The organism is Sagittula sp. S175, from assembly GCF_049800975.1.
GTDB lineage: Bacteria > Pseudomonadota > Alphaproteobacteria > Rhodobacterales > Rhodobacteraceae > Sagittula.
In genome coordinates this window covers 1-15,516 of the sequence record NZ_JBNAGB010000020.1, presented here as the reverse complement: position 1 = coordinate 15,516, position 15,516 = coordinate 1, and the positions used below count along the sequence as shown (strand labels likewise).

The window sequence follows — 15,516 nt, the reverse complement described above, 5'->3', positions numbered from 1 at the left end:
GCGGGTTATCTTTACGGGCAATCTCGCACAAAACCGGTAAAAATGCCATCTCTGTCGCCCGCGCTGCAACAATGCCGCCTCATTACCCTGCCCAAAAGCATAAGCGGAATCTCTCGAAAGGATCTGGAAACCAAGCCCCGCCCTTAAAAACAAGCACTTACAGGCCGCGTTAAAGAAAATAACCCGACCGTGAAAACAAACCAATCCGGCCAAACTCTCGCCCCAAACCGGGGGCTATATAGGGTCATACCAACGAGGGACAGGGCAAAGAGAGAGGCCCGCTACCGACCCCAAGCTGGTGAACGTGAGCAACACAGATACCTACGGAGAGAGACCATGATGAACTTCCTCAAGAACTTCCGCGCAGACGAATCCGGCGCAGTGACCGTTGACTGGGTCGTGCTGACCGCAGCCGTCGTTGGCCTGGCAATCGCCGCATACTCGACCATCCGCAACCAGGCGTTCACGCTGATCGAAAACGCCGCAGCAGTGGTTGGCACCGAATCCACCACCCTGACGTCCATCGACACCGGCATCGACCGTTCGCTGAGCACCGTGACCACCGGCGGCAACCCGTAATTCGGCACCGCGCTCGCCGATTTGGGCGTGTGAGGGCGCGGCTGAAACATGCCGCGCCCTTTAGTCATCCGGGCCGCTCCCCAAATGGGTCGGCCTGGACAAGCTGAATTCATGGCTGCCCTGTCAGCCGAAAGGTCTGGCGATGAAAATCAAGACGATCAAGGGTTTCGTTTCCAGTGAAGATGGCGCAGTCACGGTAGACTGGGTGGTGTTGACGGCGGCGCTCGTCGGCTTGGCGATTGCCGCCATGGCATTGTACCGCACCAGCACCTTTTCCCTGGCATCGAACGTCAGTTCCGTGCTGGTCACGGAAAGCCAGAACCTGACCACGATTGCCGACAGTTACTGAGGAACCCGTCAAGTCTTCGCGTCGGTGACCAGAATGGTGACCGGCACGTTGGACCGCCACGGGATCGCCACGATCTCAGCCAATATTTACCATCTTCCCATGCAATCCTGGCCGGGAAGACCGGGTGAACACCCAGGACAGGAGAATTGGTTATGCGACTCGTATTCGGACTCGTACTGCTGGTGGGCGTCGGCCTGGCCGGTTTCGCGGTCTACATGGCACAGAACTACATCGGCGCCTATGAATCCGCCCTGACCGAGGCACGCTCCAAGACAGTGGACAGCACTCCGGTCAAGATGATTTACGTCTCCAGCAAGCCGATCGCCTATGGCCAGGAAATCAAGGCCGAGGATGTCCGCCTTGCCCCGTGGCCTCAGGAAATCCTGCCGGAGGGCGTCTTTACCGAGGAAAATCCGCTGCTGGGTCCGAATATCGACCGTCGTGTTGCGCTGCGTGCCATCGACCCATTCGAGGCCATGCTACCGACCAAGGTTTCGGAACCCGGCGGCGCCGCTGGCCTCACCTCCTACCTGCGCGCAGGCGAAAGCGCCTTTGCGATCAAGGTTGACGTGGCCTCTGGCGTCTCCGGCTTCCTGCGTCCCTCGGACCATGTCGACGTCTACTGGACCGGTCGTGTAGACACCAATGGGCGCGGTAGTGGCGAGGTCACGAAGCTTATTCAGACCGGCATCCGCCTGATCGCCATCGACCAGAACTCGGATTCGGAAACGACCTCGGCCACCATTGCACGGACCGTGACGGTTGCCGCAACCCGCGAACAGGTTGCCGCCCTGACCCATGCGCAGTCCACCGGCAAACTGACGCTGTCCCTGATCGGCACGAACGACACCACCATCGTCGACGAACCGGTCGAGGTGGATCAGCTCTCCATGCTGGGCATCGAACGTCAGGCAGCGCCCGCCCCGGCGGCCCAACAGCAAACCTGCGCGACCCGCGTGCGTCGCGGTGCAGAAGTGGTCAGCATTCCGATCCCCTGCACCAACTGATTACGGGCCACCGCGGTTCATCAGGCCTCGCCCCTCGGGCGGGGCCTCTGCCATGCTCGGTTGCCATTCATGACAGGCACAATTCCGGCCTGTGACCTGTTATCCACAGAAAGAGCCCCGCAAAACCTCTTGATTCTTGCAATAAAAGTTAACTTGCCGCACAGTAGCGCCAAATGCAGGCGACAAGACCTGCTTCCGAGGCGTGATCGAAAGGCAGGTCACATGCAAATTGACGGTTTTCTGAAGGCGGCCCTGCTTGGGCTGACTCTCGGCGTTGCGACTGTGTCGGCGCCAGCGCATGCGGAAACTCTCCGCGTCGTGCGCACCGGGACCGAATCGGTTCTGAGTGTGCCCATGAACCGCGCGGTGGTGGTCGAAAGCGACACGCCCTTCGCGGAACTTTCCATTGCAAACCCGGCCATTGCGGATATTTCCTCGCTCTCGGATCGCACGATCTACGTCCTGGGCAAGGCACCGGGGACAACGACCCTGACGATCCTCGATCCGCAGGGGCAGCTGATTACCAACGTCGATGTGCGCGTCGCCGCCGACGTCACGGAATTCAAGGAACGTCTCCGCCAGATCCTCCCCGACGAGACCATCGAAGTCCGCACCGCCAATGACGGCATCGTCCTGTCTGGCACCGTGTCCTCGATCGCGCGCATGGAACGCGCCCTTGACCTCGCCCAGCGTTACGCGCCGGAACGCGTGTCGAACCTGATGGTGGTCGGCGGCATCCAGCAGGTCATGCTCAAGGTCCGCTTCGCCGAAATGCGCCGCTCCGTTTCCAAGGCCATGCGCACCTCGCTGGCCACCGGGGGCAGCGTCCTGGGCGGGGATCTCGGCCTCGAACTCGGCACGAACAACGCAGCGTCGAATGCGGCGGTGGATGCGGTCGCGGACAAGCTGTCACCGGCTGGCGGGGACATCAACGGTGCCGTGCTCTTCGGCTTCAATGCCGGTGGCCTTGAAGTCGGCGTGCTGCTGGAAGCCATGGAATCCAAGGGCATGGTCCGCACCCTCGCGGAACCGAACCTGACGTCCCTCTCCGGGCAGGAAGCCAGTTTCCTTGCGGGCGGCGAATATCCTGTGCCCGTCGGCACCGGCGATGGCACCGTGACCGTGGAATTCAAACCCTTCGGCGTCGAACTTGCCTTCATCCCCCGTGTCATCGACGGCGATCTGATCAACCTCGAACTCAATGCGGCGGTCTCCTCGCTGGATCCCAGCAGCAGCGTGACGTTTGGCGGCGTGAGCGTCGCGGGCTTTGCCCGCCGCGAGACCAAGACCACGGTCGAGCTGCGCGACGGCGAGAGCTTTGCCATTGCCGGTCTGTTGCAGGAAAACTTCTCCGACCTGAATTCGCAGGTGCCGTGGCTGGGCGACGTGCCTGTGCTCGGCGCGCTTTTCCGGTCTGCCGACTACCAGCGCGACCAGTCCGAACTGGTCATCATCGTCACCCCGCACCTCGTGACCCCGACGCGCGGCGAGGCCCTTGCCCTGCCGACCGACCGGGTCGTCCTGCCCACCGAGCGTGAACTCTTCCTCGGCGGCAAGATCGGCGGCACCAAGACCCCGCGCAAAGGCGCCGCTGCCGAAGTCGCAAAGCAGGACTTCAGCGGCTCCTACGGCTACGTGATGGATTGAGAATGACCATGGCAAACAGACCCCTCCTCCGCATTGTTTCGACGGGACTGGCCATGGGGCTGCTCGTGGCCGGCTGTTCACGGGAAAGCGCGATGACCGCCGGTTTCAACAACGAGATCGGCATGAACGTCGATACCGGTGATTTCGGCAACGCCACGATGAACAACCACCAGTACATGACCGGCGAAAAGCAATACGTCTACGATCTGTCGCAGCGCTTTGCCTCCGAAGTCATGACCACGGTGAACTTCGCCTTCAATTCCTCTGCACTGGACGCCGGCGCGATCGACACGCTGCGTGAACAGGCGAACTGGATCCGCCAGTTCCCCGAGGTCCGCTTCCGCGTCTACGGTCACACCGACAAGGTGGGCGGCGACAGCTTCAACAAGCGACTTGGCATGGCCCGTGCAAACGCCGTGGTCAACTACCTCGTCAGCCAGGGCATCTCCCGGTCCCGCCTCGAGGCTGTGGTCTCCTACGGCGAAACCCAGCCGCTGATCGTGACGGACGGGCGCGAGCGCCGCAACCGCCGCACCGTGACCGAGGTGTCGGGCTTTGTTTCCAGTCACCCAATGGTGCTCGAAGGCAAGTATGCCGCCGTGATTTACCGCGAATATATCGACAGCGCCAAATCTGCCCCAGGCGTCGGAAGCGCAGGCGGAGACGGCTAACACACTGTCAGTACAACGCTTTATACAGGCCGCCCCGCTCAGGAGCGGCCTTTTTTCGTTGCGCATCACAGCCCCGCGACGTGGCCTCCTTTTGGTGAAAATTCGTCCGATCCGGGCGCGAGCGTCCAGAAACTCCGTACAATTTCGAAATTTTGGCCCAAATGTTGCCTCCTTTGCGGGTGACTTTGCCAGAGAACCCAAGTGCGCCGGGATGACTCGGTGCTCACATGTTCGGAAGGCCGACAGAAAGTCGCGCTCAGGTCCGGGCATGTGCAACGAAGGACGAGAGGCATGACGAGTACACCCGCAGATCCCGCCCCGATCGTGGCCTGCACCATCAGCCGGGACGTACAGAATTTCGACCTGCTGATCGAAGACATGGAAACCCTGCTTGGCGAGGCTTGGGGAGACCTGGGATTCGACGAGGCGCTGGCTTTCATGACCCAACCCGAGGCCGAAAGCCTCGAATTCGTCGCCATGGCCATCGACGCCATCGACGAAGGCGAGGTCGCGCAGCTGGCGCATATCATCAAGGGCACCAAATCCCACGGAATCAAGGTGATCCTGATCGCCGAGGACGTGACGCCCGCGTCGCTTCACCAGTTGTTGCGCACAGGCGCCGATGAATTCATCCCCTACCCCCTCCCGGAGGGAGAATTGGCCGCGGCGGTGGAACGCCTCCGCATGCCGGAACCCGACCCCGTGGCAGACACCGGCGTCCCGCAGAACCTGCCCGCCAAAACGAAGAAACTTGCCGAAGGCGGCAATGGTGTCCTGATCGCCGTTCAGGGATTGTCCGGCGGCTGCGGCGCCACCACGCTCTCGGTCAATCTGGCCTACGAACTCGCGACCCATGTCTCGGGCAGCAAGACGCCCAAGGTCTGCCTGATCGACCTCGGCCTGCAATTCGGATCAGTGTCGACCTATCTCGACCTGCCCCGCCGCGAGGCGGTGTTCGAAACGCTCAGCGACATCGAATCGATGGATGGCGACAGTTTTGGCCAGGCGCTTGTCTCCTTCGAGGACAAGATCCAGGTCTTCACCTCTCCCGCCGACATCCTGCCATTGGACATCATCGGCCCCGCCGAGGTGTCAAAGCTTCTGGCCGTGGCGCGCAGCCATTTCGACTATGTCGTCGTGGATATGCCGGGCTCGCTGGTGCAATGGACCGAAACCGTCCTGAACGACGCGCAGATTTTCCTTGCCATGGTCGAACTCGACATGCGCTCGGCGCAGAACACGTTGCGGCTGAAGCGGATGCTCCAGTCCGAGGAGCTGCCGTTCGACAAGATCCGCTTTGCACTGAACCGCGCGCCCAAATTCACCGATCTGCAGGGCAAAAGCCGGGTCAAGCGCATGGCCGACAGCCTCGGCATCTCGCTCGACCTGCAATTGCCGGACGGGGGCCGCGCCGTGATGCAGGCTTGCGACCATGGTCTGCCGCTGGCCAGCCATGCGGCGAAGAACCCGCTGCGCAAGGAAATTCTCAAGCTTGCAGAGCAGCTTAACGCCATCGGCGCCGACGACGCCGAGGCTGCATGATGAACGTAGGGGGTCGCTGAATGTTTTCGCGTTACAAGAAACCCGGTGCAAAGACCGCTGCGCCTGTACCTCAGCCCGCAGAAGTCGACACCGCGCCGGAGAAAGCCGCCGAAGCGCGGCAACCTTCGGCCACGCGGCGCAAGGCCCCCACTTCGGCGGCCCCCGCGCAGGTTGCCTCCGGGGACAAGGAAAAGAAACGCAAGGAGCGTCTGGGCGAGATCAAGCTCGAACTGCATCGCGCGCTTCTGGAGAACCTGAACCTCGCCGCGCTGGACCAGGCATCGGAAAGCGAGTTGCGCGAGGAAATCTCGGACATCGCGACCGAGTCGTTGCAGGAAAAAGCCATCGTGCTGAACCGCGAAGAGCGGCGCGCGATGATGAACGACCTCTACGACGAGGTGAAGGGCCTCGGCCCCCTCGAGGCGCTGCTGAAGGACGAGACCGTTTCCGATATCCTCGTGAACGGCCCGCACCAGATCTTTGTCGAACGCTCGGGCAAGCTGCAGATCTCCGACATCACCTTCAAGGATGAGAAGCACCTGATGCGGATCATCGACAAGATCGTCTCCGCCGTGGGTCGTCGCGTCGATGAATCGAACCCTTATGTCGACGCCCGTCTGTCCGACGGCTCGCGTTTCAACGCCATGGTGCCGCCGATCGCCATCGACGGCTCGCTGGTGTCGATTCGTAAATTCAAGAAGGACAAGCTGGGGATCGACGATCTGGTCCGTTTCGGTGCCTTCACCGAGGAAATGGCCGTCTACCTCCAGGCCGCCGTGGCGACCCGCCTGAACATCATCGTCTCGGGCGGTACTGGTTCCGGTAAAACGACCACGCTCAACGCCTTGTCCTCCTTCATCGACGACAGCGAACGCATCCTCACCATCGAGGACACCGCCGAACTCCAACTGCAGCAGACCCACGTGGGCCGCATGGAATCCCGTCCCCCGAACGTCGAGGGCAAGGGGGCCGTCACGCCACGAGATTGCCTGAAAAACGCCCTTCGGATGCGCCCCGACCGGATCATCGTGGGGGAAACCCGCGGTGAGGAAGTCATCGACATGTTGCAGGCCATGAACACCGGTCACGATGGTTCGATGACCACGATCCACGCGAACTCTGCCCGCGACGGTGTGGCGCGTCTGGAAAACATGATCGCCATGGCGGGCATCGACATGCCGCTGAAGGCCATGCGCTCGCAGATTTCCTCGGCTGTGAACCTCATCGTGCAGGCCTCGCGTCTTCAGGACGGCTCGCGCCGCATGACCTCCATCACAGAGATCACCGGGATGGAAGGTGATGTTATCTCGATGCAGGAGGTCTTCCGCTTCCAGCGCGTCGGCCTGACCCCTGAAAACAAGATCATCGGCCACTTCACCGCCACCGGCGTGCGGTCGGCCTATTCCGAGCGTTTCCGGATGTGGGGCTACGACATCCCCTCCTCCATCTACGAGCCCTTCCGGCCCGAATAAGAGCGAGTACACCCATGCTTTCCGCAGCACCCATCATCTACGGCATGATCTTCCTGGGCGTCGTCGTTCTGGTGAACGGCGTCTACCTGGTCGCTTTCGGCAAATCCATCTCGCTTTCGAACAAGGTCAACCGCCGGCTGGAGATGCTGGAAAAAGGCGACCGCCGCGAGGACGTGCTGGCCAAGCTCCGCAAGGAGATGGACCAGCACATGGAAAGCAAGGGCCTGCCGATCTACTCCCTTCTCGCCGAAAAGGCGCAGAAGGCGGCCATCGCCTTTACCCCGCAACAGCTTATCATGATCATGGTCGGCGCCTCGGTCTTTGCCTTCCTCGGCCTCAGCGTGGCCACCGCCACATCACTGCCGATCCGCCTCGTGGTTTCCGTGGTGATGGGCGTCGGCGGCGTCTACATGTGGGTCAGTTCCAAGGCCAGCAAGCGCCTGAAAATGATCGAGGAACAGCTTCCCGATGCGGTCGAGCTTATGGTCCGCTCGCTTCGTGTCGGCCACCCGTTCAGCTCGGCCATTTCCATCGTGTCAAAGGAAATCAAGGACCCGCTGGCCACCGAATTCGGCATCATCGCCGATGAAAACGCCTATGGCCGCGATATCGGCGAGGCCCTGAAACACATGGCCGAACGCCTCGACATGCAGGACATGCGCTTTCTCGCCGTGGCCGTGACCATCCAGCAGCAGGCCGGGGGCAACCTTGCCGAGATCCTCGAAGGTCTGGCCAAGGTGATCCGCGCCCGCTTCCGCCTGTTCCGCCGGGTGAAGGCCATCACCGCCGAGGCGCAATGGTCGGGCAAGTTCCTTTCCATGTTCCCGGTCGGCGCGCTGATCGTGATCCAGGTGGCGAAACCCGACTACTACGACAACGTTCTGGACCACCCGTGGTTCATCCCGGCCTGCTTCGTCGTGGGCATCATGCTGGCCATCAACATGGTCGTCATGCGCTGGCTCGTGAACATCAAGGTCTGATCGAAGGAAACGCCGAACATGCTCGACTCCCTCAATACCTTCATCACCGACCTGCTCGGACCCGCTGGCCCCCTGTTGGTGGTCGCCGGTCTCGCCGTCCTTCTGATCGTCGCCACCATCCCCATGATGCTGGCACAAAAGCCCGATCCGATGGACAAGCTGCGCGAGACCGCGCAGAAAAAGATGGACGCCGATGCACGCGCCGTCCTGCGCGACCGCAAGCGCAACGAGAAACTGAACAAATACGCGCAGTTCCTCGAACCGCAGGACGCCAAGGAGCTCTCAGAGGTCAAGCTGAAGCTGCTGCAGGCGGGCTACCGTACGAAGGATGCGGTGCAGCTGTTCTACTTCATGCAGTTTGCCATGGGCCTCGGCATGCTGGCACTCGGCACGCTGTACTACCTTCTCATGGTCAATCCCGACGAAGCCACCATGGTGACGAAGGTCATGACCATCCTCGGCCCGGGCGCATTGGGGTATGTCGCGCCCAAGTTCTGGGTGAACAAGCGCATGGCCGCGCGACAGGAACAGATCCAGCAGGGCTTTCCCGACGCGCTCGACATGATGCTCGTCTGCGTCGAGGCAGGTCAGTCCATGGAACAGTCCATCCTGCGCGTGGCCAAGGAAATCCGCTCTGCCTTCCCGGCACTCGGCGATGAATTCGAGATCATCAGCCACGAGATGAAGGCCGGCAAGGACCGCTCCATGGTGCTCAACGACATGTCGGAACGCTGCGGGTCCCAGGACGTCACCAGCTTTGTGACCGTTCTGAACCAGGCTCAGACCTTCGGCACCTCGATCTCTGACGCGCTGCGTGTCTACGCGGGTGAAATGCGGGACAAGCGCGTCATGCGCGCCGAGGAAGCCGCCAACAAGCTGCCGACCAAGATGACCCTGACCACCATGATGCTGACGGTCCCGCCGCTGCTCATCATCCTCGTCGGCCCCTCGGTCGTTGGCGTGATGAACATGGGCGCAGGGCTGCCGCAGTAAACACGAGATACAATAACATCTCAGCGCGCGCCCCCTGTCCCTCCGACACCGGGCGCGCTGTCGCCTTTCCGCCACCCTGTCCACGCAGCCCGGTTGCAACCGCGCGGCCTTTCCGGCACCATCGGCACCGAGCAGATAACAAGAACCGGTGTGGCAATGCCCTCCCTCCCCTCCATGATCCGGGCGTTGGCCATGGCCGCTCTGGCTATTACGCTGTCAGGGTGCCTTGGCGCCAAACCTGACGCGCCGGACAATCCCTTTGCCCCGACACTGGACCCGCGCGGCGAAGCGGTGGACGGCCTTGTCGTCGGCCACCGCCTGATGGAAGCGCATGAATACCAGCTGGCGCTGGAGGCTTACACCCGCGCCGCCGGAGAGAAGGGCCTGACCGGCGAAGTGCTGGTCGCGCTTGGCTCCGCCAATCTTGCGCTCGGTCGCCTGAACCAGTCGGAAAAGCTCCTGCGCCGCGCCGTTGTGGCCGAACCGGACTGGCCCGAAGCCTGGAACAACCTCGGCGTCGTGCTGATGGAACGGGGCAAGACTGCCGAGGCCTCGAAGATCTTCGAAAAGGCCTATGCGCTGGACAATGGCGAAAACGACTCAATCCGGGACAATCTTCGCTTGGCACTCGCAAAACTTGACAATACCGTCTATGATGACCGGCAGGATCATCAATTCCAGCTGGTGCGACGTGGCAGCAGTGACTACCTGATCCGATCCGACGACGTCTGAGGACGCTTCTACCCGCCCTGAAAGGGGCGCAACAACCAGCCCGAAACGGGCAGACGAATGCCGCGAACCCGCCGTCAGATGCGGGTCCGGTTTGAACCGCCATCAAAAGGCGGAAAGAGGCAGAGCAGTAAGAGGACGCAGGCAACATGCGCCATCCCATCCTTGTTTCCCTTTGCGTGGTCTCCGTGGCCGCGCTTTCCGCCTGTGAAAAGGGCATCGACAAGGCCGAGGTGGATCGCGCCTTCCAGGGCGTCAACGTCATCGACGAAAGCAACCTCAACGAGGTCATGCTCTCCGTGGGCGACCCGAACGAGGCCGTCTCCTACTTCCAGCGCGCCTCCGCAAATGATCCCGACCGCATCGACCTGATGCGGGGTCTGGCCCTGTCGCTGATCCGGGCCAAGCGTGTCCCCGAGGCGAAAACCGCCTGGGCGCGCGTGGTCGACCACAAGGACTCGACCAGCGAAGACAAGGTGAACTTCGCCGACGCCCTGATCCGCGCCAATGACTGGGATCAGGCCGCCACGGTCCTGAACACCGTCCCTCCCACCCACGAGACCTTCAAACGCTACCGGCTCGAGGCGATGATCGCCGACTCCAAGAAAGACTGGAAGAAAGCCGACAGCTTCTACGAGACCGCCGTGGGCCTGACCACGACGCCGGCCTCCGTGCTGAACAACTGGGGCTACTCGAAACTGACACGCGGTGACTTCAAGGAGGCCGAACGCCTCTTTGCCGAGGCGATCCGCGCCGATGAAACCGTCTTCACCGCCAAGAACAACCTCGTCATGGCACGCGGCGCGCAGGGGTCCTACACCCTGCCCGTCTTCCCCATGACCCAGGTCGAACGCGCGGAACTGCTCTACACCATGGGCCTTGCGGCGGTGAAACGCGGCGACGTCCAGATCGGCAAGGGCCTGCTGCGCGAGGCGGTGGAAACCCACCCCCAGCATTTCGAGGCAGCCTCCCGCGCGCTGACCGCGCTGGAAAACGGCGCCTGACGGCCCATGATGTCCATCACGACCCACGCCGCCCTCTGGTTCCTCCCCTTCGCGGCGCCGATCTGCCTCTATATCATGTTCACCGACCTCAAGAGCATGAAGATCCCGAACCACGCCGTGATCGCGCTGTTTGCCGTCTTCGTGGTGATCGGCCTCGTGGCCCTGCCGCTACAGGAATACCTGTGGCGTTACGTCTATTTCGGCGTGGCGCTCGTGGCGGGCATGGCCCTCACCGCGGCGCGCGCCATGGGCGCGGGCGATGCCAAGTGGATCGCCGCCATGGCCCCCTTCATCCATCTGGGCGACCTAAGCCTCGTGATGATCCTCCTGGCCGTCATGCTGGTCGTCGCCTACGCCGGTCACCGCATCGCCAAGCACACGCCGATCCGCAACCTCGCCCCCACCTGGGAAAGCTGGCACGCCGGAAACAAGTTCCCCATGGGACTCGCCCTCGGCTCCACTCTCGCACTCTACCTGCTGATGGGCATCCTCTACGGCCAGCCCGCCTGAGGAAGCGAGCCTGTGTCCCCCCCCCCCGGCGCGGCCCACGCCCGGACGCCGCCCTACACAGACCGCAGAGCGCGCCCCTCCCCTTCATCTTGATGAAAATACCGCGATGGGGGTTCGGGGGAAGCAGCGCTTCCCCCGCGGCCAGACCGCGCCAAAGCCCCCCAACTTCCCCGCTCCCGCCCCGTTCCCGCCACATTGCCCGATCATTTTGGCAACCAAAGAGTCCGGGCAGGAACACCATCATGAACATGCAGTCGAGCGCCATCATGGCGCCCCCCGCGCCGCGCACCATCGACGACATGAAACTGTCGCCGGTGATGATGCGCGACATCGTGCTGAAAACGCTTTTCCGCAAGAACACAAACAAGGTGACTCATCTGGCGCGCGCCGTCTGCCTGCCGGTGCCGGTCTGCCAGGAAATCATCGACATGGCCCGCGGTCAGGGCCTGCTCGAGGCGATGGGCACCCTAGGTGCCGCAGGGCAGGTCTCGAACGAAATGCCCTACCAGCTGACCGACAGCGGCAAGGCCCGCGCGCTCGACGCGCTGGCGCAATCCGAATATTTCGGCCCCATGCCCGTCCCGCTCGAGGGCTACCGCGAACAGGTCGCCCGCCAGTCGATCCGCAACATCCAGATCACCCGCGACCAGCTGACCTCGGCCATGGGCCACCTCATCCTGCCCGAGGACCTGATTTCCAATCTCGGCCCCGCCGTGGGGTCCGGCCGCTCCATCCTGATGTACGGCCCGCCGGGGAACGGCAAATCCTCCATCTCCAACGGCATCCGCGACGCCATGGGCGACAAGATCTACGTACCCTACGCGCTGGAATATGCCGGTCAGATCATCTCGATGTACGACCCCATCGTGCATTCAAAGGCCGCGGAGGACGCCGAGGACACCACCTCCCTGCGCCGCACCGCGCGCTTCGACCGGCGCTACGTGCTTTGCCAGCGCCCGACCGTCATCACCGGCGGTGAACTCTCGCTCGACATGCTCGACCTCGTCTACAACCCCACGGCGCGCACCTATCAGGCGCCGCTACAGCTGAAATCCTCCGGCGGCATCTTCATCGTCGACGACCTTGGCCGCCAGGCCGAACCGCCGCAGAAGCTGGTCAACCGCTGGATCGTTCCGCTCGAGGAAAGCAAGGACATCCTCGCCCTGCAATCGGGCGAAAAGTTCGAGGTCCCCTTCGACACCCTGGTCATCTTCTCGACGAACTTCCACCCGAATGAGATCTTCGACCAGGCCGCGCTCCGCCGGATCTTCTTCAAGATCAAGATCGACGGCCCGAACCAGGAAAACTTCCTGAAAATCTTCGCCCTCGTCGCCCGCAAGAAGAAAATGCAACTGGACGAGGCCTCCCTCGTCCACCTGCTGAAAACGAAATACCCGACAATCAACAACATTTACGCCAACTACCAGCCGGTCTTCCTCATCGACCAGATGATCGCCGTCTGCGACTTCGAGGGCCTGCCCTACAAGATGACCCCGGAGCTGATCGACCGCGCCTGGAGCAACATGTTTGTGAAGGACGAGAAGATCGTGAAATAACAGCGCCACGCGCTGTCATTTCGGCGCGAGGCAGGGCTTGCCCAAGGCAAGCCCGTTCGCGCACTCCCGATCCCGCGTACGCCCTCACCAAACCGTAGGTCGGGGCTATTGCCCCGACTCCCCAGCGCGTTCTCCAGTCCGTAGGTCGGGGCTACGCCCCGACTCCCCCGGCCCTCAGTGCCCCGACGCCTCCAGCCCCAGGAACGCCGCCAACGCCTCGATCACCTGCGCGTGCACCACCGCCCGGTCTGCGCCCAGCGGATCGTCGCAGATCGGGTCTTCACCCTCCTCTTCCAGCAGCGCCGCCGCGTCCTCCTGACACTCCGGCAGGGCGGTGAAATGGCTGGCCGGCGCGAACTCGCGGTAATCCACCCGCGCCAGCCGCGCCGCGAACCCGCTGCCCCCCGGACCCACGTCCGACGCCCCCAGCCGCGCATCCTCGCCCAGGTTCACCAGCATCACCGGCAGGTCCATCGCCGCCATGCTGTCCTCCGTCGCCACCCAGGTGAATCCCGGATCGATCGCCGCCACGGCGGTCACCCGCCCGTCGCGCCCATCGGCCGAGAACCCTTCCGGCAGACGCGCAAAATCCACGCCGCCCTTGTCGAAAAACGCGCAATCCGCCCGCGCGGCATCCTGCGCGCAATAAGGCGCATAGCGCGTCGCATCGAAGCGCACCCCGCCAAGGTTCAGCGCCGTCGCCCCGCCCAGCGAGAAGCCCAGCGACGTCACACGGTCCAGATCCACATGGTCGGCAAAGGCCGGTTCCGCCAGCAGCACGTCCAGCGCCGCGCTCAAATCCTGCGCCCGCGCGCCCAGCTCCATCGACCGGCGCGGCGAGCTGTCACCGCTGGTCGATCCGGGATGGTTCACCGCCAGCACCATGGCCCCCCTCTGCGCCAGCCCCGACAAGAGCCACCCCATGTTGTCCATGTTGCCCCCCGATCCGTGCGAGAACAGCACCAACGGGTGTTTGCCCCCGGCCACCTTCGGCCCCATCAACACGCGCTCGCCGTGAAAGATCGGGTTGTCCCCCACGTTCCCCACGTAGGTCCGCGTCCCCGCCGGATACCAGACCGAGGCCTGCACCTTCCAGGCGCGGTGCGGGCTGGCGACCTCCATCCGGTCATAACCGGGCAAGCCCTGCGCCAGCACCGGCGCCGCCCCGGCAGCACCCACCATCGTCATCAGTCCAAGGATCACTCCGCGCATCTCGTCTCTCCTGCAATGCGGTTTCGATGCCCCGACCAAACCCGCCCGACGACTGAAAAGCGTCCTCGATCCGGTTTCAGGACGTGCAGAACCGGTTTCAGGACCCCGAAGCCTGTTTGACCCCGGCCCGAAACCCCGTCACACCTGCCCTCGATTGCCCCAACCCGTGCGCCCGTGATGATTGCCCTGCCCCTGCCGCTGATCTTTGCCGCCGTGATCGCCTACCTGCTGCTGGCCGACCTGCGCAGCGGGCGGCCCCTGCGTATCTTCCACGCCCTGCTGGCACTCTGCGCACTGCAATCGGCGCTGAACGCACTGGCGCATTACTACGGCCTGCCGCTCGGGCCGCTGATGCCCGTCACCGCCTGCGCCCTGCCGCCGCTGGCCTGGCTCGCCTTTCGCGACGCCCTGATCGAAGACGTCACCCCCGCCCGCGCCCTTCCCCATGCCGCCGCGCCCGTGCTGGCCTTGTTGGCCCGTCTCGCCGCCCCGGCGGTGCTCGACGCGCTGGTCCCCCTGACCTTCGCCGCCTATGCGCTGGCGATTCTCTGGGCGCTCAGGGCCGACAGCCCGCTGCCCCGCGCCCGCCTCGACGCCGGGCCCATGCCCGCCCACACATGGCGCGCGCTGGCCTTTGCGCTGCTGCTCTCGACGCTGGGGGATATCGCCATCTCCGTGGGCTACGTCACAGGCCACCCCGAATGGCACGGCCCCATCGTCAGCCTCGTGACCTCGGCCTCGCTTCTGCTGATCGCGCTTCTGTCTCTCGACCGAAACGCACAAGGCGTGCCCGAAGCCGAACCGGACGCGCAGCCCGCTACTTCGATGCCAGCCGACAGTGCCGGAAACGGGGCCACAAACGGGGCCGCCGACGACGCGGCGGACAAAGCCGAGGACAGCGCCCTGCTCGCCCGCCTCGACGCGCTGATGACTGACGAAAAGCTTTTCCTCGAACCGGACCTGACGCTCGCCCGGCTCGCCCGCCGCCTGCGCGTTCCCGCCAAGCGCCTGTCCACCGCGATCAACCGCGCCCATGGCGAAAACGTCTCGCGCTACGTCAACGGCTTCCGCATCCGCCACGCCTGCGACCTGCTGACGGACGGCGCCAACGTGACCGACGCCATCTACGCCAGCGGCTTCAACACCAAGTCCAACTTCAACCGCGAATTCCTGCGGGTCACCGGCAAGGCACCGTCCGCCTGGGTCGGATGAGGTTTCGCCTTGCGTGCCGCAAGGCGACCGGCGCCCTTCGGGCGCCCCCGGGG

Annotated in this window: 15 protein-coding genes; 14 read left to right on the top strand and 1 reads right to left on the bottom strand. The window is 63.5% G+C overall.

From position 1 onward, the window contains the following. The first annotated feature begins 336 nt into the window (after positions 1 to 336). The 13 genes from ACP16H_RS19920 (at position 337) to ACP16H_RS19860 (ending at position 13,039) form a co-directional block, all read left to right on the top strand. Positions 337 to 579 (top strand): Flp family type IVb pilin, encoded by a 243-nt coding sequence (locus ACP16H_RS19920; protein WP_425073999.1) that lies wholly within the window; start codon positions 337 to 339, stop codon positions 577 to 579. Positions 580 to 721: 142 nt separating this feature from the next. Beyond that, positions 722 to 928 (top strand): hypothetical protein, encoded by a 207-nt coding sequence (locus ACP16H_RS19915; protein ID WP_425073998.1) that lies wholly within the window; start codon positions 722 to 724, stop codon positions 926 to 928. Between the two features lie 152 nt (positions 929 to 1,080). Further along, a complete protein-coding gene (gene cpaB, locus ACP16H_RS19910) occupies positions 1,081 to 1,935 on the top strand; it encodes a Flp pilus assembly protein CpaB (protein WP_425073997.1) in 855 nt (284 codons plus the stop codon). A 222-nt stretch (positions 1,936 to 2,157) separates the two neighbouring features. Next, a complete protein-coding gene (locus tag ACP16H_RS19905; protein ID WP_425073996.1) occupies positions 2,158 to 3,582 on the top strand; it encodes a type II and III secretion system protein family protein in 1,425 nt (474 codons plus the stop codon). 8 nt (positions 3,583 to 3,590) lie between these two features. After that, on the top strand, positions 3,591 to 4,253 hold the full coding sequence (locus tag ACP16H_RS19900) for an OmpA family protein (RefSeq protein ID WP_425073995.1): 663 nt from the start codon (positions 3,591 to 3,593) through the stop codon (positions 4,251 to 4,253). A 291-nt stretch (positions 4,254 to 4,544) separates the two neighbouring features. Next, on the top strand, positions 4,545 to 5,795 hold the full coding sequence (locus ACP16H_RS19895) for an AAA family ATPase (protein WP_425073994.1): 1,251 nt from the start codon (positions 4,545 to 4,547) through the stop codon (positions 5,793 to 5,795). A 20-nt stretch (positions 5,796 to 5,815) separates the two neighbouring features. Beyond that, positions 5,816 to 7,267 carry a CpaF family protein gene (locus ACP16H_RS19890; RefSeq protein ID WP_425073993.1) on the top strand — a complete coding sequence of 484 codons (1,452 nt, stop codon included), beginning with the start codon at positions 5,816 to 5,818 and terminating at the stop codon, positions 7,265 to 7,267. 14 nt (positions 7,268 to 7,281) lie between these two features. Continuing rightward, on the top strand, positions 7,282 to 8,247 hold the full coding sequence (locus ACP16H_RS19885) for a type II secretion system F family protein (RefSeq protein WP_425073992.1): 966 nt from the start codon (positions 7,282 to 7,284) through the stop codon (positions 8,245 to 8,247). Between the two features lie 18 nt (positions 8,248 to 8,265). Next, positions 8,266 to 9,240 (top strand): type II secretion system F family protein, encoded by a 975-nt coding sequence (locus ACP16H_RS19880; RefSeq protein WP_425073991.1) that lies wholly within the window; start codon positions 8,266 to 8,268, stop codon positions 9,238 to 9,240. 156 nt (positions 9,241 to 9,396) lie between these two features. Next, on the top strand, positions 9,397 to 9,972 hold the full coding sequence (locus ACP16H_RS19875; protein ID WP_425073990.1) for a tetratricopeptide repeat protein: 576 nt from the start codon (positions 9,397 to 9,399) through the stop codon (positions 9,970 to 9,972). Between the two features lie 146 nt (positions 9,973 to 10,118). Continuing rightward, the gene (locus tag ACP16H_RS19870) at positions 10,119 to 10,973 is read left to right on the top strand and encodes a tetratricopeptide repeat protein (protein WP_425073989.1); all 855 of its coding nucleotides are present in this window, start codon (positions 10,119 to 10,121) and stop codon (positions 10,971 to 10,973) included. 6 nt (positions 10,974 to 10,979) lie between these two features. Continuing rightward, positions 10,980 to 11,483: a prepilin peptidase gene (locus ACP16H_RS19865; RefSeq protein ID WP_425073988.1), complete on the top strand. Its 504-nt coding sequence runs from the start codon at positions 10,980 to 10,982 to the stop codon at positions 11,481 to 11,483. 242 nt (positions 11,484 to 11,725) lie between these two features. Next, positions 11,726 to 13,039 carry an ATPase gene (locus tag ACP16H_RS19860; protein ID WP_425073987.1) on the top strand — a complete coding sequence of 438 codons (1,314 nt, stop codon included), beginning with the start codon at positions 11,726 to 11,728 and terminating at the stop codon, positions 13,037 to 13,039. A 174-nt stretch (positions 13,040 to 13,213) separates the two neighbouring features. Here ACP16H_RS19860 and ACP16H_RS19855 read toward each other — a convergent pair whose 3' ends face one another. Then, positions 13,214 to 14,251, bottom strand: coding sequence for an alpha/beta hydrolase family protein (locus tag ACP16H_RS19855; RefSeq protein ID WP_425073986.1), 1,038 nt, complete (start codon positions 14,249 to 14,251; stop codon positions 13,214 to 13,216). A gap of 177 nt (positions 14,252 to 14,428) precedes the next feature. On the opposite strand from ACP16H_RS19855, the gene ACP16H_RS19850 reads away from it, so the two are divergent. Next, entirely contained in the window at positions 14,429 to 15,463 is a 1,035-nt protein-coding gene (locus ACP16H_RS19850; protein WP_425073985.1) for a helix-turn-helix domain-containing protein, read from the top strand. Positions 15,464 to 15,516 lie beyond the last annotated feature (53 nt).

Coding starts and splice junctions, on each gene's coding strand:
- ACP16H_RS19920 (WP_425073999.1), top strand. CDS start 337: ATGATGAACTTCCTCAAGAACTTCCGCGCAGACGAATCCGGCGCAGTG.
- ACP16H_RS19915 (WP_425073998.1), top strand. CDS start 722: ATGAAAATCAAGACGATCAAGGGTTTCGTTTCCAGTGAAGATGGCGCA.
- cpaB (WP_425073997.1), top strand. CDS start 1,081: ATGCGACTCGTATTCGGACTCGTACTGCTGGTGGGCGTCGGCCTGGCC.
- ACP16H_RS19905 (WP_425073996.1), top strand. CDS start 2,158: ATGCAAATTGACGGTTTTCTGAAGGCGGCCCTGCTTGGGCTGACTCTC.
- ACP16H_RS19900 (WP_425073995.1), top strand. CDS start 3,591: ATGGCAAACAGACCCCTCCTCCGCATTGTTTCGACGGGACTGGCCATG.
- ACP16H_RS19895 (WP_425073994.1), top strand. CDS start 4,545: ATGACGAGTACACCCGCAGATCCCGCCCCGATCGTGGCCTGCACCATC.
- ACP16H_RS19890 (WP_425073993.1), top strand. CDS start 5,816: ATGTTTTCGCGTTACAAGAAACCCGGTGCAAAGACCGCTGCGCCTGTA.
- ACP16H_RS19885 (WP_425073992.1), top strand. CDS start 7,282: ATGCTTTCCGCAGCACCCATCATCTACGGCATGATCTTCCTGGGCGTC.
- ACP16H_RS19880 (WP_425073991.1), top strand. CDS start 8,266: ATGCTCGACTCCCTCAATACCTTCATCACCGACCTGCTCGGACCCGCT.
- ACP16H_RS19875 (WP_425073990.1), top strand. CDS start 9,397: ATGCCCTCCCTCCCCTCCATGATCCGGGCGTTGGCCATGGCCGCTCTG.
- ACP16H_RS19870 (WP_425073989.1), top strand. CDS start 10,119: ATGCGCCATCCCATCCTTGTTTCCCTTTGCGTGGTCTCCGTGGCCGCG.
- ACP16H_RS19865 (WP_425073988.1), top strand. CDS start 10,980: ATGATGTCCATCACGACCCACGCCGCCCTCTGGTTCCTCCCCTTCGCG.
- ACP16H_RS19860 (WP_425073987.1), top strand. CDS start 11,726: ATGAACATGCAGTCGAGCGCCATCATGGCGCCCCCCGCGCCGCGCACC.
- ACP16H_RS19855 (WP_425073986.1), bottom strand. CDS start 14,251: ATGCGCGGAGTGATCCTTGGACTGATGACGATGGTGGGTGCTGCCGGG.
- ACP16H_RS19850 (WP_425073985.1), top strand. CDS start 14,429: ATGATTGCCCTGCCCCTGCCGCTGATCTTTGCCGCCGTGATCGCCTAC.